Source organism: Rickettsiella endosymbiont of Rhagonycha lignosa (genome assembly GCF_964031165.1).
GTDB lineage: Bacteria > Pseudomonadota > Gammaproteobacteria > Diplorickettsiales > Diplorickettsiaceae > Aquirickettsiella.
The window spans coordinates 662667-686843 of record NZ_OZ035011.1; the positions used below are offsets into that span (position 1 = coordinate 662667).

Genomic DNA, 24177 nt, shown 5'->3' on the forward strand with positions numbered 1-24177 from the left:
TTAGCAATTAATTTATCCTAGGAACAACTGATTTAAGGTCTTCGTCGTCTAATAAAGCCTTATTAGACGCTTGGTTGATAAAGTTTTTTATATTAGGGTCCTCCAGATTGAAGATATTCGCATGGGCGATTAAAAATTTTAAAAGATGCGCAGCGGATTCTGGGTATTTTAAACTAAATGCTAATAAATCTATTGATTTGTTAGTAGGGTTTCTATATAGCGTTGTAATTAACTGAAATTTTCCGGGACTTTCAAATAATAATTTAAGTTTTTTGGCAAATAATGTAAAACGTATATCGATAAAATCTAAAAAAAATTTTAAGGAATCAGGTTGAAAGCGGGCAGCACAATGTAAGCAAGTATAACCATCTTTATCTTTTTGCAAGATAATTTTTTTTATAGTTTCTACATCAAAACTATCCGGATGCGTGTTAATAAAATCTAAAATAAATTTTAAGGAATCAGGTTGAAAACGAGCAGCATAATCTAAGCAAGTATAACCATCTTTATCTTTTTGCAAGATAATTTTTTTTATAGTTTCTGCATCAAAACTTTCCAGATGCGCGTTAATAAAATCTAAAATAAGCTTTGTGTTTGCAGGATGAACGCAAGCCATACTTAAAAGATTCCAACCATCTAAGTTTTGTTGCAGAAATAATTGTTGCAAACTGGCCTTGTCAAAAAACTTAATATGTTTTTGATTCATAAAATCAAAGATGAATTGCAAAGCGTCTGAACGATGTCTAGCTGCTAAACTTAAAAGATTCCAACCATTATTATTTTGGCTAATAAATAACGCTGAAATTTTTTCTTTTTCAATCTGATCAATGTATTTATTTAAGAAATGCAATATAAGCTTGATTGTTTCGGTGTGATATCGTGCAGCAAACATTAAAAGAGTATTGTCTTGGTGATTTTTTTTAAATAGCAGGTCAAAAAATAATTGATAGGGCTTATTCGGCGTATTAAAAAGAAGATTAAAAAAATCTTTGGTTATTTCAGGAAAATATCTGACTGATTTTAACAGTAAACTATGATTAACGTCAGTTATGCAAGTGTTTTTTTCGACAATGATCTTGCGTAAAATAAATTCTTTATCTTGGGAAAACAACAACAAATAAGTTTGATTCTCTTTTTCTAAGAAACCCTTATCGTCTGCAATATTTTTTGATTGATTGTCTATAAAACTTAAAAAATTGTCAATATTTTGTATTAGAATCGGATTTTTAATTAGTTTTTGCCAATATTCAGAAAAATTAGTTTGAATGAAGGTTAAATCATCTAGCAATCTTGCATAATTTTCTGATTCAAGATAATCCTTAATAAATTGATTTTCAATTTCAGAATTTGTTTTTTCAGGGAGTAATGTTTGAAAATAAGCATATTCTATTAAGCTGGCTGGTTCTGCTGCTTTAGTAAAATAGTTTTTATCGATTAATTGTTGAAAAAATAGTTGTCGAATCAGGGGCCAATTTAAATCATAAATTCTCGTTGGTTCGCCAAATTCGTCAAATTTATCGAGAATAAAAAGTGGCTGTAGTTTATTGGTATTGGGTTTTGCAGGATTAACTAAAAAATTCTGTATAATTTTCAGCATACTTTCTACAGGTCCGGTGGCATATCCCGTTTCCTGAGAACCTATGTAACCTGACTGATTTAAAATAGCTTGTAATTGTTCAGCTAATAAAAAAGGGATTTTAAATGGCGTATAATGCAGGGGAAATTTACTCTGTAAACATTCGTGTATTGCTTGGTCGGATAACAAACTTTTATAGGGATCTTTTTGTATAATGGCTTCTATCCCTAAGCCTTGCTTTTTTGCAATTCGACATACACGATCAACAACATGTACCTGAAATGGCGGTGGAACGGAACTCATTAAATTATAAGCAATTTCGTGAACTATATTTTTTCTAACTAAATATAATAACTGTTCGAGAGTGTTGGGCACCTGCAAAGCATTAACCAGTTTATTGACACGAATGTGAAAGCCAGGCGTACATTCATTGATATCTTCTGTTAATACTAGCAATAGTAATTGACTTGATTCATGTTTTAATAATTCTGAAGGTAAATAATCTGAAATTTGATAAAAAACAAATGATAATTGTTTGAGTAATATCGCTTTAAGTTTATACGTAGAATTTGGTCCAACATGTTTTAAAAAAATATTTTTTTCTAAGTCTGGTTTAATTTTGCGACATTGGTTTTCTAACTCAATTAACCAATCCTTTGGCAGTTGGTGTAAATCATCGATTGGTAGAGTCGATGGAGGTGTGTTTTGAAAACATTGGTCAAGGTTTAAAGCAGAATCGAATACATACGAAGTAGGCATAAATCTTAATATTTTTAAACTTATAAATCGATAGTTACTTCCTTGTTGTTAAAGTGAATTAAATAGCTTATAAAAAATAAGTTCGTACTATAAATTAGATTTCTTAGCTAAAGCTTAAGAGATTGATTTAAAAAATAAATAGATAATAATTTTTTTGCATATAATAATGTTATGAAAATTATTATATGCAATTATTTATTTTTTTCGTGGAATTTTTGCGATCAACACTAAGGTAATCAAAGCAAAAAATGCTACGACAAACATGGTGATGCTAAATGCGCTGGTATATGCTTTTGCTGCTGCAGTTTTTAATAATTGCAGACTTTGTTGTGATAAATGACTGACGGCTTGCATCGCGCGTTGTGATTGTACTAATAAACCATCAATTTGATATTCCTTTAGAGAAGATAAGGGTGCAGCACTGTGTTTTAAGAAAGAACCTAGTTGCCATTTATTTAAACTACCTAACAATCCAGCAAATACCGCTAAGCCTATCGAAATGCCAAATTGGCGTGAACAATTCAATATTGCACTGGCAATGCCGCGTTGCTCGACTTTGACCATATTCATGACTGTTACCATAATGCCGGATAACGTTAAGGGGAAACCAATACCGAAACCGAGTAAACCAGGGAATAAAATAGGGTAGGTTTGATAGGGGCTAAAAATACCTATCCAAATAATACTTAATACGATAATTAACGCACCCCAGAACATCGGTAGCGTGGCCCCGTATTTATCGCGTAAATAACCACCGACCGGTGCCATAATAATAACAGGTAACATCGCCGGTAATAGCAGTATGCCCGCTTTTAAGGGAGTGAAATGTAACACATTTTGTAAAAATATTGCCCAAAATACAAACACAATACCTACGGCTTGAATAATCAGTAGCACATTAAATAAAATGGAAAAAGTTAGGTTTTTAAATAGGTCTAATTCAACCAATGGATTGCTGATTTTGTTTTCCCATATAATAAAAACACCAAGACTCACAATACTTAATAGTAATAAGCCAATGCTCGAAAAAGAAGTCCAACCCCAATTCGGTCCTTCCATAAAACATAAAACAAAACCACTAATAAAAAGTATCGAGATAAAAAATCCTAACCAATCGAGATTCAATTTTTCGGATCGTTGCCATTTTGGAACAGAAAAAACCGCTAAAAAAATACTAATTAATGCAATCGGGAAATTAATCCAAAAAACGGCTCTCCAGCTAAAGACTTGGGTTAGGAGTCCACCTAACAAAGGTCCTAAAGCGAGAAAGATAGCCGCTAGCGCAACGTAAATTCCTAAGGCTTTACCACGTTCTTTATCAGGGAAGGCATTGGTGACTAAAGTATTGGTCGAGGGCATCATAAAAGCAGCACCGATGCCTTGTATCCCACGCATGATGATTAACCATGCCCCTGACTCGGCTAGGGCACATAACACGGATGCAATAACGAAAACATGCACTCCAAATAAAAAAGCGCGTTTATGGCCGAGTCTATCGCCTATTTTTCCACCCAATAGAATAGTGGCACTTATCGCTAATAGATAAGCATTGATTATCCATTGCGTCAGGCTATTGCTGAGGTTAAGTTCACGCTGCATGGCGGGTAGAGCCACGGCCAAGGCTGTTTGGTCAATAAATACCAGGGCCAAGGCACTTGACATGGCGAGCAGGATCCACCATTTACGATTTTTTTCTGAAAATTTAATCATGATATTTCTTCTTAGCCGTTAAAAATAGACTATCCTTTTAATAAGAGTAACGCTTTCTTAAAAAGCGAAAGAACCGCCCTCAAAAAGCGGAAGGAGCCATTATGCGTATACTCATAAGATTTGGTTTATTGATTGCATTACTGGTTGTATTCTTAATTATGCATGGCGATAGTTTTGCTGCGCGCGGTTGGTTATTACAAAGTTTGTGCAATGATCCTCGACTTTATTGTTTGGTCGTAGCGAGGGGGGAAACTTGGTATACCTTATTTCCTAATCCACAACGACGCGAGTTGGTGCAACGTATAAACCGTATGAATACGGGTATATGGCCTGGAATGAGGATCGCGGCACCACGAAATCTCGATGCAACTAATTGGATGGAGTATACACCATTTTCACCTTACAGAACGCCTTCCGGGAGAAAAATGATCGTTTACTCTCCGGCATTGAATGCGTGGGCGGCTTATGGTCCAGCCGGAAATATCATTCGCTGGGGACCGGGATCAGGTGGACAAAATTGGTGTCCGGATTTAGGTAGGCCGTGTCATACGCCTTCTGGAGCATTCAAAATCTATGAAAAACGAGGAGCGGGTTGTCGATCAACTAAATTTCCTAAGCCTTATGGTGGGGCACCGATGCCTTACTGCATGTTTTTTAAAGGCGGTTTTGCGATGCACGGTTCACGCGGCGTACCTGGTTATAATGCCAGTCACGGTTGTCTGCGAATGTTTGTTGATGATGCGTATTGGCTGAACAAAGAATTTGCAGATATTGGTACGCAGGTGATAGTTTTACCTTATCCTTCGAATCATGTTCAGGTCAGTGATGATGACGATGATGATGACGATGATATAATCAGCAGCAATGATGAGTTCGATTTATTCGACAATCAAATAGCGGATAATCAATTGGGAATCACCCACGCCGTCGATGAGCAAGTTGCAGCGAGTAAAGATGATAAAAATCAAGCTGAATTAAAAAAGATCGAAGATGCGATTACTAATCATGCTTAATTTAGGATCTAGAAAAAGTAGGAAGGGAAACAAGTTGATGTATCTGACAGCAAGATAGAGTTTAAATTGGTGCAAACGATTTTATTTTACTGAATACATTTATGTCCTTACCTGCTTTGGATCATTTTCTACCTTGGATAAATCACTACGGTAGCCTAGCGATTTTTATTTGGTTTGCGTTAGGAATTTTTGCTTTACCGATACCGGAAGAATCCTTACTGTTACTACTGGGATTTTTAATGGCCAAAGGAAAACTGACTATCGTTTCCAGTTTACTGGCAGCTTATGCAGGTAGTTGTTGCGGTATCAGCGGAAGTTATGGTCTGGGTCGGGCTACGGGTCATTATCTGAGTCAAAGTTGGGGACGATATATCGGACTAACAGAAAAACGCTACCAAGCAGCGCACAATTGGTTTGAACGTTTCGGTAAATGGGCGCTAGTGATTGGTTATTTTATTCCTGGGGTGCGCCATCTGACCGGTTATGTGGCGGGTGCATTAAAATTACCGTTTCGTTATTTTGCCGTGTTTGCTTATTCGGGTGCCGTGTTATGGGTGAGTTTGTTTGTTGGCATTGGTTATTTTTTTCACGACCACTGGCACAGTGGGGCTGAGGCGCTGCATACACAGATTAGTTTACTGTTAAAAACGTTTATCTAGCTAACATTATTAATTATACAGCTTCAATTTTTATCGTCATTAGGCTTCATTGCCAAATTTCGTTGTTGCGAGCACCGAAGCTATGCATCAATCCAAGGAATATTGAGTAATGGATGGCCTACTTATTCTACTCGCTCGTCATAACAGCGATTTTTTTATGCCTCCTTTTTATTTTTAGTGCTATTTCAGCGTGAAAATTTCTAATTTTTTGTCCTATGCTGATCTCGCAATTTTTAGAATTGCTCTTAATATTTAATTAATAAATTTAATTTATTATAAAGCCTAATAATTATAAAAATAAAGAATAGGCATGAGTTCTCTGTTAGATACGATAAAAGATGTTTTAGCAAATGAAATTCCTAATAATACAACTGGATGTAAGGTAACTTTATCTGTTGGGGAGATTTTACTTCTCGTATTAACTGTTTGCAAAAAAAATAAAGTCAATGACCTTGAACTCAACCAATTTTATCAGCTGTATCTCGAGGGTGTAAAAACCGAAGCAGATAGAGAGCTAATTAAGGAAATCGAGAAAGTTATTACAGATAAGTGTTTTGTTATTAAGTCCGATTCTAAAACTATTAATGATGATCCAATCAGACGTTACTTTGAAACAAACCTAGCCTACCATATTTTACAAAATAATGCCGAGACTTTGGACCATGCTAAATTAGAAAATTTTACTCAATGTTTGAAAAGTCGACTATTTTCCTTGCAAAATGTAAAACCCTCTTTATCTATAGTTGAAAAAATACTTAAAGGTGATTTGGATGGGAATGTATTAAACAAATATGAATTAGAATATGCAGAATTAACGCATAAATTACTAAAAAATGATTTTTATGGATTGTCTGAAGTTGCTTGTAAAAATTTATATCAAATTGCTTGTAGTACTATTTTAGCAACGTTAAATACTCAAAATGATGAATCAATGCCAGCTAATATTTATAGTCATAGTATCTTCACCATGGGTATGGATGGACGAGGGCGGTTCATTAAGCCATTTCATAATGAAGTTAGGACAACTGCTAAAGGGTTAATGAAGTCTATATCTCCTCTTCCTATGTACCATGATGTAGTAAATCCTGTTGAGGAAAGCTATGAGAATGTTTACTCCCCCTTCCAACGATCGGCTGATCAATCAGATTATATGATAGAAAGTCAATGGAGTCAGCGTTTGTTTTCGCGTCAAACACAAGTCTATTCAAATGGGATTTCTAGTACAACACTAGCGCAGATTAGAAATATGATTTTGCAACGCAGATTAGGATCTCATGATTATAATATTTCTTTTAAGCACTACATGACAGTTTTTGCTTCTTTAATGCTTTATAATAGTGGAGGACATTCATTTTTTGAAATTTTTGAGGTCTTCAAACTGCCATTTTGCGCAGAATTAATGGAGGATGAGTTAGATATTCAAGAGGCGTTAAAAAATGATAAGCTCATGTTTAAATTACTTTACGAAGATCAAAAAGATGCATTTGAACAGGCGCTTCAATCGACGCAATTTTATGCAAATAGGTTGTTAAATAAAAAACTACTAAATGCAGAATTTAAAAAACAAAGAATAAAAGACGATTCTGATTTATTCTCTATCTCTGAAGAGAAAATGACATTGCATCATGCAGTGATAAATTTAACTGCGGATGAGTTGCATAAACGATTAGATAGTTCAGATGATGAAAAAGCAAATATTGATTCGCTAAATCATAAAGGATGGACTGCATTGATGGTTGCTGCTCAATTGGGTAAAGTTGATCATGTAAATGAACTTCTTGCCGCTAAATCAAATATTGGGCGACAGGCAAATTGCTTGTCAGCGTTAGAGCTTGCAATAAAAAGTGAAAATTATAATGTCGTACTTGCTTTACTCAGTGCAGGAGCTGTCGTAAAGAGGAAAAATACTTCATTACAAAAGCTATACAAAACCTCACCTGCCATGTATTTAGCATGTCGTCAGAGAGATATGCGTATTCTTGAAGCGTTATTGCATTATAAAAATAAATTTAATTTTGAAGATATTAAAAAAGCGTTATTAATTGCATTACAAGCTGAAAATTTTGAAGCCATACGGGTATTAGTTAATTATATTAATCAGCATTTGGAAAAAAACGATTTTTCAGAAGACTATAAATTTTTACTTTTAAAAAAGGCCATTACATTAGGTAGTTTGCAATTCATTCAAAATATCAAAAGTTTACTTTTTCCCTCTACTAATCGAATTGACTATTCAACGTTACTGTATATTGCAGCTACAAAAGGATTTTTACCTATTGCTGGATATTTATTAAAATTGTCTAATAGTCATATTTCGAAGTTAGAAAATAAAGAACCGACTTTTTCAATAGATTTTAATAAATTATTACTTACCGCGCTAAAAAATAATCACTTTGCTATGGCAGTATTTTTGATAATCGCGGGTGCTAATCCTGCCGCTATACCTATTAATAGCTCTTGTTTTATGCAGTTTTCTAACTATTTGTTAGACCCTAAATTGAGTGAATTTCTTTTTACTGAAGTTGAGAATGAACTTATTGCTAAAAGAATTAAAGATATCGGAGAAAGCTTGCAACAAAGAGAAAGCGGTGTATTTCATGATTTTTTGACAAGGCTTGTTAGTTTCTTGAACAAAATTTTGCCGAATAATTGGAGATTGGGTTATAACGATAAAACATTAGTTATGCGTAAATTATCATTGCTGTTTACTAGTAAAAATCCGGTAGAAATAGCTTCTATTGAACATCCATTAGAATCTCCAATCAAAGCCATATAGTGAAGTATACGGTCTTATCTTTAGTAAAAAAACTTAAATTCCAGCAAGCTGAATAATCAAACTTGAATTGAGACCTGCAGGCCTGCTATATGGATATTACTACGATAAATGCAAATAGAGTTTATGAAATTATTAGGGGAACTTAGAGAATCTGGGATTTACATTTTTTTTGTGTCTGATGCAATACGCAATATGCAAAATATTGTTAGTGAAAAGAAAATAAAAGTCTCAGACTAGCAATTGGTTTTTAAAAAATTAATGGAATTTTTAAATAAAGAATTTTTGCAACACCAAGAATAACATCATAGTAGTTCATTAAATAGATATAGTTTAGCCGCCAATCTTTCAGTAAACTCCCACTCACACCAGAGTGGGAACGAATATATTTTATTCTATTATTAGGGTGATTTGCTTATGAAAGCACTTGCGTGTTGATCTTGTATGCTATTAGGTAATTGTGTATTTTTTTCATCAAAGAATAATGAGTAGTTTTCTATTGGAGATACTGGGGCGTTGATATTATTATCATTAGAATTTTCTTTGCTAATGACTTTTTCGTTTTTATCATTTCTATTATTTGATGCTTCTTGAAGTGTACAGAGTAATGCCGTTTCATTCTCTAACGGATCAGAATTTTTTTGTTTAGTTGAATTTTTATTTTTTGAAGCAAAAAACCAAATAAACAGTGTACTAAGCAGAACAATAGGTAAACACACCACAGCGAATGTTACTTTCGTTTTATTAGTAAAACGGTTTATTATTAATGAATTAAAAAATATTCCCACTGCATGCAAATAATTTAGAAGATTACGGGATATTTATTAAGCCAGTATTAAGAAAGTCTTCTGCAAAATAATTTCTTTCGTTATGACTTTGATTTTAGCTGCGTACTTATTCTCAACCTCTTCAAGAAAATTTCTCGCTTTAAACGCTGTTTACTTCCTTTCTTCTTATTCATCAGACTTTAAAATGCTCGATTGATTCAGTCATAGACGTTTCAGTGAACTCCCATTCACACCAGAGCGAAGTAAGTGGGAAATACAAACTACAGCATACAGTTTGTTGCATATCTAACAACAATGCGTGTGCATAATTATTCAGTTGTTGTTGATGTTGTTGCATGGCAGATTTTAAAAATTCTTCGGGTTTATTGCCTTGATAGTCGGAGGTTTTATAATCAATAACCCAACAAATATTCGTAACGGGATCGATAAACGTTCGATCGATGACACAAATTTGCAATTCGCCATTGAGTAGGGCAGTGATGCCGTATTCTGATTGTACAGTTTGATGTTGTTGGCTTAATATCCAAAGTGTTAATTCTAAATTAATAAGTTAGTCTATTAATTAAATAATTCGTCAGAGTGAAGCAAAGATTAGCTGGCCATAAACCTTGGAAGCCTATCCGCGTTCATCCCTTAGCTTCAGGGTGTGAACGCAGGTAAGCTAGCGGCTGTAGTTTCATCATGTGTTGAATGAGTAAAATTGCTTCGCAGTTTCTCTAAATGCTCACTAGCCTTTAAAAACTCTTCTTGCAACTCGTTAATTGTTTGGTGGCTGGTAGTAGTAAAACAATTTGGTGCATGAAAAAATATTTTCATAAATTGCCTATAAATGAGTATGCATAACTTAATCAAAAGGCGATAACGCGGCTCATCAATCATGAGTTGATGGTCTTTTTTCCATTGTTCAAAAATACTATTGATATAGGATGTATCCACTTGTTGGATAGGAATACTTTTCAAATTATTTATTAATTGATTAACAGATTTTTGCTTTGATTTCCCAGATTTTAAAAATAGCGTGGGTGAATAAGATTGATTTTCAAGTTTTTTTATTGCTGTTATAAACCAATTCAAATGCAACACTGCATTTTGAAAATCAAAAAATTCATCTTTAATTTTCGTCTCTTTTTCTTCTTCTTTTAGTTTCTTTAGATAGGGGAGGGTTGATGTAAAAGAGTTTTTTGCAAATTGTTGAAATAAACAACAGGCATGCCACAATGAACACTGAAAAGTATTATTTTCAGAATCAGACGTTGTATAAGTGTTTTTACCTTCAAGCACTATAGTGGGATTCTTGTGTTTCTCGCAGCTTTTCAGCAATACATGCCGCCAGCGGGGATGTATTTTGCTAATTCTGCAATTTGTGTCTGAGAATTTTGAAACTGCTCTTCCAAGTTGTTAATTTTACTATTTAAAAAATCTTGAGTTTTATTCTTTATTTTTTTTAAAAATTCTTTGTCATTATTAAGACTCAATTGAGTTTCAAATGAAGACAAATTGTTGCATTTTTCAACCAAAATTTCCAGCGTAGCTTCCGATAAAAAAGCAGTATCAGAGAGGGTTGTATAGTCATTCAACCAGTCTTTAACGGGTTCGCCTAAATGTTTATTGAGAAATTCGAGTTTATTCTTAATCATATCAAGTTTATTGCTATAATCTTGATAGTGGTTTGCCAAAAGGATAAGACAGTCTTGATAAAAATCATTATATAAACTTGGGTTTTCACATTCACTTTTAACTTGTTGAAGGTTTAATTCCAAAAAATTCTTTTTAATTCTGTTTTTTAGCAACTGAATAGCTTGTTCATGCGCTGTAAAAATAAAATAACTTAAATTCGGTTCATTTTGATTAAGATAAGAATGTTTAATAATCTCGAAAAAATTGAGCAATTTTTCAGGATTTTTTATGTGATTTTTTATTAACTGGATGCAAGAATCGAACTGATCGTCAAAATCATTCTGGTCATTAAGCTGTAAATCAGCTAATATGAATGGAAGTTTTTTTTCTGAAAGTTCTTTAAAAAAACCATTTTTTTCTCTACAATACAATACAGCATATTCGGTGAATATGCTCTAGTAGGCTAACTTTATTTTTCGCTTCTAGTTCATCATATTCTATAAGACTGGCTTCTATTTCGGCAGTAGCTACTGTTAAATTAATTTGATTATTATTAAGATGATTGATTTGAAGTTCCAGTTTAGCAAGAAATTCCAATTGATTGACTACTTTACTGATCCACTCTTTTCCCCAAGCTTGAAAACTCCCTAATTCTGTAAAATTAAATAAAGCTTGTTGCAAGTCATTAATCCAAGTGCTTTTTTTAAGCCTTAAGTCATATTTGCTTTTAAGGTTAGAAATAATACTTTCTTTATAACTTATCATGGGAACCTCATTTTTTGTTATCTAATGAAGGTAATTTTTGTATTTTTATTTTTCTCCCAGAAAAATTAAAATTTTATTATTGAATTAGCAGTATATTCCTTTAGGCTTAAACCTAAATTAAGTATTTATTAGAATTAATTAAGGTTTAGGCCCGGATGAATTCAAAAAATGGCTGATTCTTACCTCAAGTTTATCGGATGTTGGCAAAAAATATAAAAAATTCTATAGCTGAATTTAACTAATTAGCATTTTCAATAAGCGGAATTTCGCTGAACTCCCATTCACACCAGAGTGAGGTGAGTGGGAAATACAAACCACAGCGTACGGTCTGTTGCGTGTCTAACAACAATGCGCGTGCGTAATCATTTAATTGTTGTTGATGTTGTTGCATGGCAGATTTTAAAAATTCTTCGGGTTTATTGCCTTGATAATCGGTGGTTTTATAATCAATAATCCAACGGATATTCTTCGCATTTGAATAACTATCGGTAATTGGCACAATAAACGTTCGATCGATGACATAATGTTGCAATTCGCCATTGAGTAGGGCAGTGATGGCATATTCTGATTGTGCAGCCTGATGTTGTTGGCTCAATAACCAACGTCCACGGGGATCGGCTAAGGTTTTTTCTAAACAGGCATGCAGTTTTGCTAAGGCTTGTGGTATTTGCTCTGCAAGCAATCCATTTTGTGCCAATAAACCCACTAACATGGCTTGTACAGAGCGTATTTTTTCTTTATTCCATTTTTGCAAACCATCTTGACTGATTTGATACAGTAAACGATGGATTACTGTTCCTAATATCCGCTCGGGATGCAATTCATAATGATAAGAATACACTTGAGATTTTATCTCAGAAGATGTTGCAAATTGACAAGGAATAGATTGCCAATCAGCCGGTAACCGTTTTAATAAACCTTGTGTGCGCATGCCTAGCGTATTTTTTGCTGATGCATGCGCTACAATCTGCTTCGATTGGATATCCATAACTGGCCATAAGTGACTTAATAATGAATGTGGAGCAGGAGATTTAAGTTCTCCTGAGGCATCGCGAATTAATGTGCCTAGTAAATGTAAGGATTGCTTGGCACGCGTGCAAGCAACATATAATAAGCGGATTAATTCAGCTGCATTTTTTTGCTTTTCTTCACTAAAAAGATAGTCATAAATTAAATCATGTTCTTCATGAGTGGCTTTAATCGGCGCCAATAAAAAATCTTTTTTTTGTTGCGCAAAGATTTTCTCACTCGATAATAATAATGGGGATTGCAGAGCGCGACCACGCCGATGCAAGCCCGGTAAGATGACATGATCATATTCTAAACCTTTGGCTTTATGGATGGTCATGACTTCGACAGCATGTGCGGAAATGGCAGAAGTGGTTTGAGTATAAATATGACTTAACTCATCTTCTAGTTTAAAAAAATCCAGTGCTGGGCCTTCCTGTTTAATTTTATTTTCTAAAAAATTTAAATACGTATGGATATGATCCATTTCTTCCCAGCTTGACAAGGTGGTCGGTCCGCCTAAGGCTAACCAGGTTTGTTTGACCCATAAGTGTAAAGAAAGTCGACCTTGTTGTTGCAAACTTTGTCGTAAAATGGGCAGGATGCGACGTAAACGTTGTTTAGTGTCTGCACTAAGTGGAATTTCTTCAAATTGCTGTAGCTGTTGCCAAATACTGAGCGATGTTTTTTTTTCATCATCCCACTGCGTAATTTGGTATAGATCGCTTAACGACAAACCACAATAAGGCGAGCGTAATAAGGCGAGCCAAGCGATCCTATCCCCTAAGTGATGTAACGCACGGGTTAAGGCTAATAGATCGCGTACCGCTGATTTTTCGGCGAGACTATCAATTTCTACGGCTTGATAAGCAATCGCGGCGCGCTGCAGGGCCGGTAAAATACTGCTTAAATGACTCCGTGCACGGACTAGGACTACAATAGAAGCTTTGCTATCTTTACGCTGAATTTTTTGAATAATTTTTATGATCTGCTCAGCTTCTGCGGATTCTGCTAAGACGGCATCATCTGCTTGCTGCCAGTAGGTACAAACGGCAGCGTTATATTGTTGTGCTTGCGAGTAAGCGCTTGCAGGAGAGAAACAAATAGTGCCGAGTTGCAGGTCCTGAGTGTTTGGCAGTAATTGGCTAAATTGTTGATTCACCCAATCGATAATGCCAGGTGTAGAACGAAAATTAACTGACAAACTTAAAGCTTGCAGTTGCATCGTGCCAATACCGTAGTGTTGCACCTGTAAAAATAAACCGACTTCGGCTTTGCGAAATCGATAGATGGATTGCATGGGATCACCGACTAAAAATAAACTGCGACCCTCTTGATTCTGCCAACCGGCGGTTAATTTTTCGATTAAGTTCAATTGTGTATTGGAAGTATCTTGAAATTCATCCACAAGTAAATGTTGGATTTGATAGTCTAAGGCGAGTGCTAAATCACTGGGATTCTCGGTCTGACCTAAGGCAGCGCTAGCTGCGAGTAAGATTTCGGTGTAATCGACTTTTTGTTGTTGTTGGAAAATAATTTTTAAATGGGCAACCAATACCGGTAATAATTCAAAGAGTGACTTGAGAATCTGCCATTGTGACTCGGTATAATGTAAAGGCGGTGCTTGTTTTAAAGCGATTAAGGTTTCTTGTACTAAATCTTGCTGACTTAAATGGTCAATTAAATTCAAACATTGTTTTTTTAGTGTTTGAATCTCTGTCTGTGCCGCTTTATTTTTTATTTCATTGGCAGCAGCAAAACCTTCTGTTTTTCGTAGTTGTTTGCGCCAAGTATTCGATTCAGTTAGCAATAACTGACTTACTGCTTGCCAAAAGTTTACATCATCATGCTGGACTAAAGGTATTCGCAGGCGCTGCTGTAAGGAAAAATTTATAACCTGAAAAAGTTCTTTGGCGATGTCTTTGCTAATTAATCGATTTAATTTTTCGACTAATAGCTGATTAATGTTAAATAAAGTATGTTCTAAATCTTCGCGTAAATGGTGTTGGTGTTGCAGCAAATAGTCCAACCATTGTTCGCGTCGAGCTAACATGGGAATGAATAAATTTTCTACACGTTGAAAATCATTATCTAAATGACTCAACAAATGACTTAATGCGACTTGCCAGGGCAATGGTTCTTCGAGCTGCTGGAGTAGTTCTTGTATCGCTAAACGATATAAATACTCAGGATGATCAACCGGCATTAATTTTTCACCTAATCCAGCGAGTAAAGGCATTTGTCTGATTAAGGATAGGCAAAAACTATCGATGGTAAGTATACGCAGTCGATTGGGATTGCTTAATAAATTCCAGCCTAAAGCGTGATCCTGTGTTAACACTTTTTTGGCCAAATAATAACGTTCGGTATCTTTGCCAGTAGGCGTTGTAGTGTTTAGCGCGAGTTCTAAGGCCTGCATGATGCGTAAACGCATTTCGTTAGCGGCTTTACGTGTGAAAGTAATGGCGATGATGGCTTCGGGTACGGCGACGCAGGTTAGCAACACCAGATAACGACGTACTAGTAATTCTGTTTTTCCAGAGCCGGCAGGTGCTTGCACAATAAATGATTGATTGGGATCGAGTGCTTGTTGGCGTTGCTTGGCGTCGGCTAAGTGTATACTCTTCGCACTTGAATTTTTGTCTGTGTTGGCGTTCAATTCGCAATCCTCATGTATCTTGCATACATTCCGGTTGCTTCATTCTCGCGCCGCCTTGACAAAAATTCCATTGCTGTGAGTATATTGAAGCTCATGATGGCGTTACCGTATGTTGTTGATGATTAATTCGACATAGCAATTGCAGATCGCACTGTCGACAGGTGCTAGGACCGTGTTTCGGATTGACATCGGCAACACCGTGTTGGAATTCTATAGCGAGCTTTTCCAAAGAAGTTTGCCAATGCTTCAGGAGATCAGACCATTGACTTATGTTCTGTGAGTTTTTTAATTTTTTTAAGGGTATAAGTTGATGCATAGCAGTTTCTTCTGCGCTTAAGCCCTGTAGCGTAATCTTATTACTGCGAAGATGCATAATGGCAAAGCTGCGTACCGTTTCGGGATAGCTTAAACAATATAACGGTAACTGTGGATAATCACAGCGTTCTTCTAACCAGTCTATTTTACCGGGTATACCGGTTTTGTAATCAATAATCATGCTGTGTGTTGCGTTAAGGTGATCGATACGATCAATCCTTAATTTCAGAGATATATTAGCTAGCGTGAGTTGTCTTTTCGTTTCATGTTGCGTTTGCATAAAAACGGGGCGTTGTTTTTCTAAAGCGATGATATTTTTTAATAAAGTTTGCAAACGATGGCGTTCGATGTCGATAAAATGAGTTTTAAAAACTATCGGCCGTTTTTTACTAAATAAACATAAGCAATGGTCAATAGCGGCATTAATAAGTTGATCCAAAGCACTCGGTGTTTGTGCTAATAAGGTTTTTTGATCCTTAACTTCATTCCAAAATTTTTCCAACACCTGATGTAATAGTATGCCACGATCGCGAGCGTTGAGTCCGTTTTGCGGAAAAGCATGACACTGCGCTTGCAAGCGCCAGCGTGCATAGGCTTGAAATGGACAGGCGGCTTGCGATTGCAAAAGTTGTGTACCTGCACTAAAACTTTCTTCAGGAGAAAATGCTAGCGTTTCATCCGTATAATATTCCCATTGTTGTGTATGCATTATTTTTTTTGCTAAAGCTTGATAGGAAGGTAGCTCTAGATCGCTTAATTTGATTTCTGCTAGGGTTTTAATTAAGAGACTGGGACGTAAAATCTGATCCAAATGCTGTGCCGGATAACTGAAAATAATGTTTTTTGTACAGCCAATTAAGTTTTTTGTTAGCAAGGAAGCAAAATAATATTCTCGTTCACTCGAGGCGTAAGGAATTTGGTGTATACGCTGCAAAGCATAAGGAATAAATGGATTAGGTTGGGCGGCGGCAGGCCAAGTTCTATCGTCAAGTCCCATCACCCATAAATTATCAAAATACATACCGGCGCTATCCAGTAAACCCAACACTTGAATCGGTGGGTCATGTAAGGTTTTGGTTTGGAATATGGAATTGCTAAGTAATTCATATAATTGTTGTAATGCTTGCGTTTGCGAAAGGTCACCGAGAATAAAATCTAAACCTGAAAGCTCTGTCAGTAACTCTGACCAGCATTCCAACAATTGAAATTCACTACTGATTAAAGAACGTTCGCCAGGCCATGCTAAAGCATGAAGCTTGCTAGCAAAATATTTTGACCAAAAACTTGGTTTCGCTAAAAAATTAACAGAATATTTTTTTAGCAAATGACTTAGCTTAGTAATTAAATTACTAAGCAATGGACAAGCGTGTTGACAGCTTACTTTAAGCAGTTGTTCTAAACTCAATCTATTTTCTGCAATAATACGTAGCGTGATATCAAGCTGTGCACGTGATGCTTGTTCTTTTTGCGAACCTCCTAAGTAAGGTGAAAGTAATAACTGATTAATTTGCTGAAATGAATTGATCTCATCTAAGCTAAGAATAAGCATTGCTGTTTGAATTAAAGGAAATTCTAACAAGCCATTACCTGCGGCTATGTTAAAAGGAAGAGGATTCATAGTGTTCTGTGTTAATTCGCTAAATACATCAGTGAAGGTATTGAGTAAGTGTGTACGTTGCTCGACTAAATTTGGAATCACACAGGCGATATTTTTTGCGCCTAGTTGCCAGGATTGATAGGCCCAAAGTGCCATTTGTTGGGATTCAGTTTCTTTGTCTGTTAAACACAGACGTTGTTGTTTTGTGTGTAAATGAACCGGTGCGAAATAACAAAGTTGACAGTGGTGTTCTTCTAAGATACTAAGCAGTTTTTTATATTGTGGATTTATTTCATTAAAGCCAATTAGAAAAATACGTGACGGAGGTTTTAAAATTTTCTTGTTGAATAAAAGGATTAAATGCTTGAGTGCACTGGATAAATCAACGTAAGCATGGTCTTGGCAAAAGCTTACGAAATCAGTGGCCCAGGTTTGCCAGGTTTCAGTTTCATTGCTTTGTTTAAAATGTGTTGTTTGATAATCAAGTTGCGCTTGTTGAAGTAATTGCCAAGCTTGCTGAGCATTTTTGGCGGTATCCGCGTTACCTAAAAAGGAATAAAAAGATTGCTGAATAATGGTTTTCCATATTAGACATTCTTGTTGCTTGTTGAGTAAGCGCAAAGGAAAACCCTTTTGTTCTATGAATTGTTTTCCCCAAAGTATTTCTAACCAACGTGTGAAAGTAAAAATTTGCGGTGTGCACCAAACATGTTTTTTTTGCGTTTGTTGATATTGCGCATAAGCTTTATGTAAAAAAGGAATTAAGCGTTTATTACCCGTCAGTAATAGATCCCCAGGATTTAACTGCTTGAAAAGTTTGTTATAAATTTCCATAGACTACCTATTGACAACGCTAAGTTTAGCTAAGAATGTACAGGACTTTTGCACAAGTCGGCTTAATTTAATTTATTCTATGTAATCTTAACAGCATTAAATGTAATTTTCTGATTGACAGGAACTAACTATTTGAAAAAAGAAGTTTTTTATCTTTTGTTTAAAGCTTGTACAAATTGTAACGATGACTTATAAATCAAGGTTTTTAGTAGCTTCCCCCAACTCTGTCCACAAAGTTATTCACAGAATCTGTGGGTAAACATGAATTTGTCATCCTAATGCCTAATAATTAAACATTTTTATACATATGCAACAACTTTCCAAAGACGCGGAATCTATTTGCTAATTTCTATAAGTATTCTATACTCACTGCACATCACGATGCGAGAGCATCGAGACGTGTTTTTATCTCGCGATGGAGATTTTCAAAAGGGGAAGCGTAATTCTCCGTTTGGATGGCTGAGCCCGAGCATAGGTCGAGCCAGTCATATGGGCGGGATACCGCTCACAGGAGTTTGAAAGTCACACATTTTTAACTACGAGTGGTATACTCGTGACTTCGGTAGCGAAAGCCAAACGTTGCAAAGGAGTTTTCAGCGTGTTCTTAAGAGGAATGGCCTTAATTTTTGCTATTGTTTTTATTCTTTTAGGCATATTAGGCTTTATTCCACCTATTACACCTAACCATGTGTTGTTCAATTTTTTTACAGTTGGGATTTTATTGAATATTTTCTATATTCTAATCGGTTTGCTGGCTTTATCCGCTAGCGGCTCAATGTTTTATGCGCGTTTGTATTTTAAATTTTTTGGTATAATCTTTGCTGCTATTGCTATTTGGGGTTTCGCCATGAATGGCGATTTGAGGCTAGTACATATCAATATTTCAGATAGTTTCTTTTATCTTCTGACAGCTATTATTGCGTTGTATTTGGGTTTTACCAGTAAACTGCCTCGTTCTTATGCACATTAATGGAAATTTCGAGAAATTAAAATTAAGCCACCGCACGCATTTCCGAACATCTAGCATCGTTTTCCAAATTAGATTCAACAACACTTTCAGCTTCGAGCAGGTCAATTTGTTGGTAAGCAGCAAATAAATTACCGAGTCTAGCCTCTAGAAGGGCAGGATATTGGTGTTTGAGTTGAAATAAGTCCACTCCCGTAACAAAGTCTTTTGTTTCTAACACTTTTTCTAAGGCTTGCGCTGCTTCTAGTTTTTCTGGCGTAGAATATCGCCATTTAAAAAAGGAAAATTTAGTCGTATAGGTTATTTTTTTGATTTTTCGATCTTCAAGTTCATTTAAATAACAGCGAAATAATTTATCAGTCACGATTTTTAAATTATTAGGCTTTTCGGCAAAATAGTTTTTATCAAAATAAGTTAATAGTGGCACTGAGCAATTTACTATAATTTTATCTAACAACTCTTGGTCTGCGACAGTTTTTATTGACCAACATGCAAATTGTTCAAATATAAAATAAGCTGCTAAGTTCTGCATGGACATTAAATCTTTATCATTTACAGAATGAGCAAGAAAATTTAAAGTGTTTTTCATGAGAAAAAGATTTCGAGCACAGGCAGAACGAAAAATATAATTACCTTGGGTATCCTGTTCTTTTAGCAAATCAATTAAGACTTGGATTCCTAAGAGTTCAATATGATCGTCGATAAACTTTAGCAGGGCATTGATGGGTGTTTGATCTTCTAGTTGCGAGGTGACTGACAAGACACTTTTATAATAATCATAACGGCCACCAAAAAATATCGCATTGGATGCTTGTTTATCGTGAATTTTTTTAAAAACAAATTCTTTTATGGTGTCAATACTAATAGGTCCAGGAGCAATATTATCGGCTAAAAATGTCAACAGCAACTCAACCACTTTAGGTCGATAAGTGGCGGCAATCATTAATGCGTTACATCTGTTTTGGTCATGAGTAAGAATCAAATCATTAAGAAAAGTAGATGAATAAAAATTAGGATTTTTTTGAATACTCTGAATAAAATTTAATATATGAGCTACAGCATCATATTGATTACGCGCTGCTAGCATAAAGGAATTATATTCTTGTTCGCTTTTTTCTGCGATCAATGTATGCAAATTATCTTTAGTAAAAAGATTCGGATACTTTTCAATAAATTCAAATACAAGCTTTAAAGATTGGGGTTTATCCTTTGCTAATAGCATAAAAAAATTTAAGCCATAGTTATTTTTTTTTAAAAATATTTCTTCTAAAGTGTACGGTAGTACGCCTTTTGGTTGTTGATAAATAAAATCTATAATTGAAGTCATGGCTTCTGGATGATGTCGGGAAAGCATCAAACTGTTGCAACCTTTTTGATTTTTATTGAATAATATCTTTTCTAAATGGGGATTAAATATTTTTTGTTTGCTTTGAATAAACTGCAAAATACTGGATACAAGATTTGGTTGATATTCTGTTGCTAACATTAAAAAATTGTAATTTAATAAATTTTTTTCTAAAAATAATGTGGTTAGATACTCTGCAGGAAAAAAAACTTTTCGTTCATTAAATAATTTAAACAAGATGTGTAAAGCGTTAGGCTGATAGCGAGCAGCTAACATTAAAATGGTAAACCCGTTTTCCTCTTTTTCTAAAAACATTTTTCTTAAAATTCCAGGATCAAAACTTTTGATATTTTCAGATATAAATTTTAGAATAGAAATTGCTGTATCAGCTTGATTTTTCAACGCTAGCATCAAAGCATTACAAGTGCCATTGGTATGTTCTGGAAATAAGACTTTATGTAAAATTTCTCCATCAGTGGTCATATTGTCGGTTATAAATGTTAGAATCTTTTTTAACATATCGGGATGATTACGCGCAGCTAAGGTCACCGCCGTATCACTATTTTTTCTTTGCTGCTGTGTAAAGAGTTTACACAGTGTATCATGAGCAAAACGACCAATATGAGAGGTTAAAAAGCTTAAAATGGTGATTATTGCTTCTGCTTGTTTGTTCGCGGCTATCATTAGCGCATTGCAATGATCGCTATTGTTCATTAAAAGCATTTTTTCAGCTATTTCAGAGCTAACAATCGTTTCATGTGTTTTAAGGAAAGCTAAGATATCCTTTACTAACTCCAGGTTATTCAGTGCGCCTAGCATCAGGAGGTTAAAACCATTTTGATTTTTTACTAAAAATGTGTTGGCTATTTTTTCAATGATATAATTTTTACGGCGTAAATCTAAACGGATGACTAAAAGAAAACCTTGCGTGATTTCTTCAGAATATTCTTTACTAATTTTTAACTGTCGAGTTAAATAATCAATGAAGGGTAAGCAATTATTAGTATAAGCTTTATTTTTGCTAATTTTTTGATAATAATTGGGAAATCTTGTCTTTAACTCAACGAGTTGCGTTAGTAAATCAGAATAATTTTCTTCTTTGAACAATTTATTAATAACATTGGTTGGGGTCTTAAACTGCTTATTTTCTAAAAATAAATTTTGATAGGCACTATCAAGCAGCGTATTTATTTGAGGGTTTTTAAAATAATTTTGATCAGATAAAGCTAGGTAAAAAGATTGATACATTTTTTCCCAATTAACATTAACAAAACTAAAAACTACAGGGTTTTTTTCGTTGCGAGATAGTTTAAAATAATTTTTCCAATTATTTTCACTCTCAGATTTTTCATTGATATATTTAGGTAAAAAACGTTTAATCAATCGAATTATTTTTTCTTGAGTTTCCAAACAGATCCCGTTTTCATCATGCTTTTCAATCTCTAATTCTGGAATAAATTCAATGAAGACAGCGATTAAAAAACAAGGTAAGTTGAAGGGAGTAAATTTTTTCGCAAATGTTTGTTGTAATGCGCGTCGAATTGAAGCATTAGCCAAACCACCGGAGTAGGTATCATTAGGAAAATTAGGCTTTATGCCTATACCATCAATGGCTGCAATAACACTTACACCATTCCAGGCATGAACTTCGTCGGTTAATTGCGTAGCGATTTCTTGGACAAATCGGTTGCGCACAATATAAAGTAATTCGGCTAAATTACGTGGTTTATGAAAAGAATCAACGATAATGTTGACACGGTTATGAAAACCTTCAGTGCATTCTTTAATCTCTTCGGTTAATTTGTAAATTAAACCATGGCGATGGTCCGCAGAGAGTTCACCTAGTTCTGCGTCCAAATTCCCTAGTAAGCGATGATAAATAAGTTGCAATTGTTCTAGTAATAGAATTTTGGTGCGATACTCGGATGCTTCGCCCACATGTTTAGCAAAACAATTGTTTGGTAATTTATTATTCGTTGTACAAGCAATTTTTTGCAAATCCTCCAACCAATTTTCAGCTAAGGTGGGTAAGGTTGAAGGGTCTATTACTGGAGGAGGTTGATACGCAAAAACAAGATTTTTATTAAAGGCAGGGTCCATTTGGTATTCATCTAACATTTAATATCCCTCTCTGTTATTAATATTTATTATTTAAAAATGCTTTATATGTATTAATTTATAGTAAATAAAAATAAGAATATCAGTTCAATTTCGCATTCACAAGAGCATTAAGATTAAATTAAATAATTTTAATTTTTTTTTAAAAAAAAGGGAAGGTTAAATAATTTTATAAAAAATATTTTATTTTAAGTGGGCCAGGTTTGTTGTGAGTAAGCACCTTGCCAAAATTGCCATTCACACAAGGTAGCTAATCTAAAAGCGCTTAACATATTTTGTTTACAGTGGATGCTGGCATGTTCTGCAAGTTCATTGACTGTGGCTATGACTAATTCCACGGAATGATTAAACTCATCACTCGCATATAAATCGATCCAGACTTGATAAGGGTTATTGGGAATTTTTTTATTATAGGCGCGTTGTCCTACTTGTTGATAAACCCAAAAGCAAGGTAATAAACTCGCTACTGCTTCTTCTACAGGCGCTGTACTTGCCATACGTAATAAATAATTGGTATACATAAAACAAAAAGGGCTTTGTTTAGGGGTTATAGGGGTAGTAGAAGTATATTTTTTTAGAATAGTATTATGCAAATCACGTTCGGCTTTAAGTGCATTTATGGCAAATTGAATAAATAATTCACTTTGCCGATCATGGGGTAATCGTGCTGCAGTAAGCGCAAGTGCTTTTGAAAAATCTGTAAGATATAAAGCATCTTGATGTAAATAAAAGATAAATGTTTCGATAGCTAAAGTACCCTGGGCCAGCTCTTGATTAAAAGGATGCAGATAAATTTTAGACATGACATCTGTAACGGAAGTTTTAAGTTCATTAAACATGTTGTTTTGCCTTATTTAAAAAATAAAAATGATGGACTGGACCTTGGCCATGACCTAGTTTTAAATTTTTTGCCGCTAAAATGCATTCTGTCAAATAATGTTTTGCTTGAGTAATGGCGCTAAATAAACTCTCGCCTTGTGCTAAATAAGAAGCGATTGCTGCAGATAATGTACAGCCGGTGCCATGTGTATTTTTTGTGTCTATGCGCAAGCTATCAAAACGGTGTATTTGTTTTTGCGGGTAATCATAAAAAATATCTGGCGAAGACATGGTTTTTAAATGACCACCTTTCAGTAGTACCGAAGTTTTATAGCGTGTTGCGAGTAAGGTGGCGGCGTCTTGCATACTGCGATGGTCATTAATGTTAAGTTTTAAAATAGCTTCGGCTTCTGGAATATTGGGTGTAATCAATGTCGCTAATGAGAATAAAACATCCACTAAAGCTTGTATCGCTTGAGGTTTTAATAAAGTATGACCGGTTTGAGAAATCATGACCGGGTCAAGCACTACAAATGGAGGTTGATATTTTTTTAAATTTGCAGCGACTAAATGGATAATCTCTTCATGATAAAGCATACCGAGTTTAACTGCGCCTATGGATAAATCAGTAAAGACAGCATCGATTTGTTGTTGAATAAACACTAATGGAATTTCTTGTATGGCAGTGACAGATAATGTGTTTTGCGCAACTAAGACGGTAATGATGCTGGCTGCATAACTACCTGTGGCTGAAATTGCTTTGATATCTGCTTGTATGCCGGCGCCACCGGAGGGATCCGTACCTGCAATACTGACGACACTGGTTAATACTTCGTTATAGAGTGACATAAGATG

The 24177-nt window shown here is 34.9% G+C and carries 16 protein-coding genes; 4 read left to right on the plus strand and 12 right to left on the minus strand.

Going from position 1 to position 24177, the window contains the following annotated elements; all coding sequences use genetic code 11:
* Positions 1 to 7: 7 nt before the first annotated feature.
* Both AAHI99_RS03045 and AAHI99_RS03050 read right to left on the minus strand, forming a co-directional pair.
* On the minus strand, positions 8 to 2335 hold the full coding sequence (locus tag AAHI99_RS03045; RefSeq protein WP_342228202.1) for a hypothetical protein: 2328 nt from the start codon (positions 2333 to 2335) through the stop codon (positions 8 to 10).
* 195 nt (positions 2336 to 2530) lie between these two features.
* Entirely contained in the window at positions 2531 to 4045 is a 1515-nt protein-coding gene (locus tag AAHI99_RS03050) for an MFS transporter (RefSeq protein WP_342228203.1), read from the minus strand.
* A gap of 101 nt (positions 4046 to 4146) precedes the next feature.
* Here AAHI99_RS03050 and AAHI99_RS03055 point away from each other — a divergent pair, with 101 nt between their 5' ends.
* From AAHI99_RS03055 to AAHI99_RS03065, 3 genes are all read left to right on the plus strand, one after another.
* Positions 4147 to 5058, plus strand: coding sequence for a L,D-transpeptidase (locus tag AAHI99_RS03055; RefSeq protein WP_342228204.1), 912 nt, complete (start codon positions 4147 to 4149; stop codon positions 5056 to 5058).
* Positions 5059 to 5159: 101 nt separating this feature from the next.
* Entirely contained in the window at positions 5160 to 5717 is a 558-nt protein-coding gene (locus AAHI99_RS03060; protein ID WP_342228205.1) for a DedA family protein, read from the plus strand.
* Between the two features lie 310 nt (positions 5718 to 6027).
* Complete coding sequence (locus AAHI99_RS03065; protein WP_342228206.1) at positions 6028 to 8493, plus strand: ankyrin repeat domain-containing protein; 2466 nt, start codon at positions 6028 to 6030, stop codon at positions 8491 to 8493.
* Positions 8494 to 8891: 398 nt separating this feature from the next.
* On the opposite strand, the gene AAHI99_RS03070 is transcribed toward AAHI99_RS03065, so the two are convergent.
* From AAHI99_RS03070 to AAHI99_RS03100, 7 genes are all read right to left on the minus strand, one after another.
* Positions 8892 to 9212, minus strand: a complete 321-nt coding sequence (locus tag AAHI99_RS03070; protein WP_342228207.1) for a hypothetical protein — start codon at positions 9210 to 9212, stop codon at positions 8892 to 8894.
* A gap of 238 nt (positions 9213 to 9450) precedes the next feature.
* On the minus strand, positions 9451 to 9735 hold the full coding sequence (locus AAHI99_RS03075; RefSeq protein ID WP_342228208.1) for a hypothetical protein: 285 nt from the start codon (positions 9733 to 9735) through the stop codon (positions 9451 to 9453).
* Between the two features lie 182 nt (positions 9736 to 9917).
* Positions 9918 to 10559, minus strand: a complete 642-nt coding sequence (locus AAHI99_RS03080; protein ID WP_342228209.1) for a hypothetical protein — start codon at positions 10557 to 10559, stop codon at positions 9918 to 9920.
* A 32-nt stretch (positions 10560 to 10591) separates the two neighbouring features.
* Positions 10592 to 11326 (minus strand): hypothetical protein, encoded by a 735-nt coding sequence (locus AAHI99_RS03085; RefSeq protein ID WP_342228210.1) that lies wholly within the window; start codon positions 11324 to 11326, stop codon positions 10592 to 10594.
* Positions 11316 to 11660, minus strand: coding sequence for a hypothetical protein (locus tag AAHI99_RS03090; protein WP_342228211.1), 345 nt, complete (start codon positions 11658 to 11660; stop codon positions 11316 to 11318). The genes AAHI99_RS03085 and AAHI99_RS03090 overlap by 11 nt, the downstream gene beginning before the upstream one ends.
* Before the next feature lie 238 nt (positions 11661 to 11898).
* The gene (locus AAHI99_RS03095; protein WP_342228212.1) at positions 11899 to 15327 is read right to left on the minus strand and encodes a UvrD-helicase domain-containing protein; all 3429 of its coding nucleotides are present in this window, start codon (positions 15325 to 15327) and stop codon (positions 11899 to 11901) included.
* Between the two features lie 91 nt (positions 15328 to 15418).
* Positions 15419 to 18073, minus strand: a complete 2655-nt coding sequence (locus AAHI99_RS03100; RefSeq protein WP_342228213.1) for a PD-(D/E)XK nuclease family protein — start codon at positions 18071 to 18073, stop codon at positions 15419 to 15421.
* A gap of 613 nt (positions 18074 to 18686) precedes the next feature.
* Here AAHI99_RS03100 and AAHI99_RS03105 point away from each other — a divergent pair.
* On the plus strand, positions 18687 to 19043 hold the full coding sequence (locus AAHI99_RS03105; protein WP_342228214.1) for a DUF4383 domain-containing protein: 357 nt from the start codon (positions 18687 to 18689) through the stop codon (positions 19041 to 19043).
* A 22-nt stretch (positions 19044 to 19065) separates the two neighbouring features.
* On the opposite strand, the gene AAHI99_RS03110 is transcribed toward AAHI99_RS03105, so the two are convergent.
* From AAHI99_RS03110 to thiD, 3 genes are all read right to left on the minus strand, one after another.
* Entirely contained in the window at positions 19066 to 22503 is a 3438-nt protein-coding gene (locus AAHI99_RS03110) for a hypothetical protein (protein ID WP_342228215.1), read from the minus strand.
* 188 nt (positions 22504 to 22691) lie between these two features.
* Complete coding sequence (locus AAHI99_RS03115) at positions 22692 to 23342, minus strand: TenA family protein (RefSeq protein WP_342228216.1); 651 nt, start codon at positions 23340 to 23342, stop codon at positions 22692 to 22694.
* Complete coding sequence (gene thiD / locus AAHI99_RS03120; RefSeq protein WP_342228217.1) at positions 23335 to 24171, minus strand: bifunctional hydroxymethylpyrimidine kinase/phosphomethylpyrimidine kinase; 837 nt, start codon at positions 24169 to 24171, stop codon at positions 23335 to 23337. Before thiD ends, AAHI99_RS03115 begins: the two co-directional genes overlap by 8 nt.
* Positions 24172 to 24177: the final 6 nt, after the last annotated feature.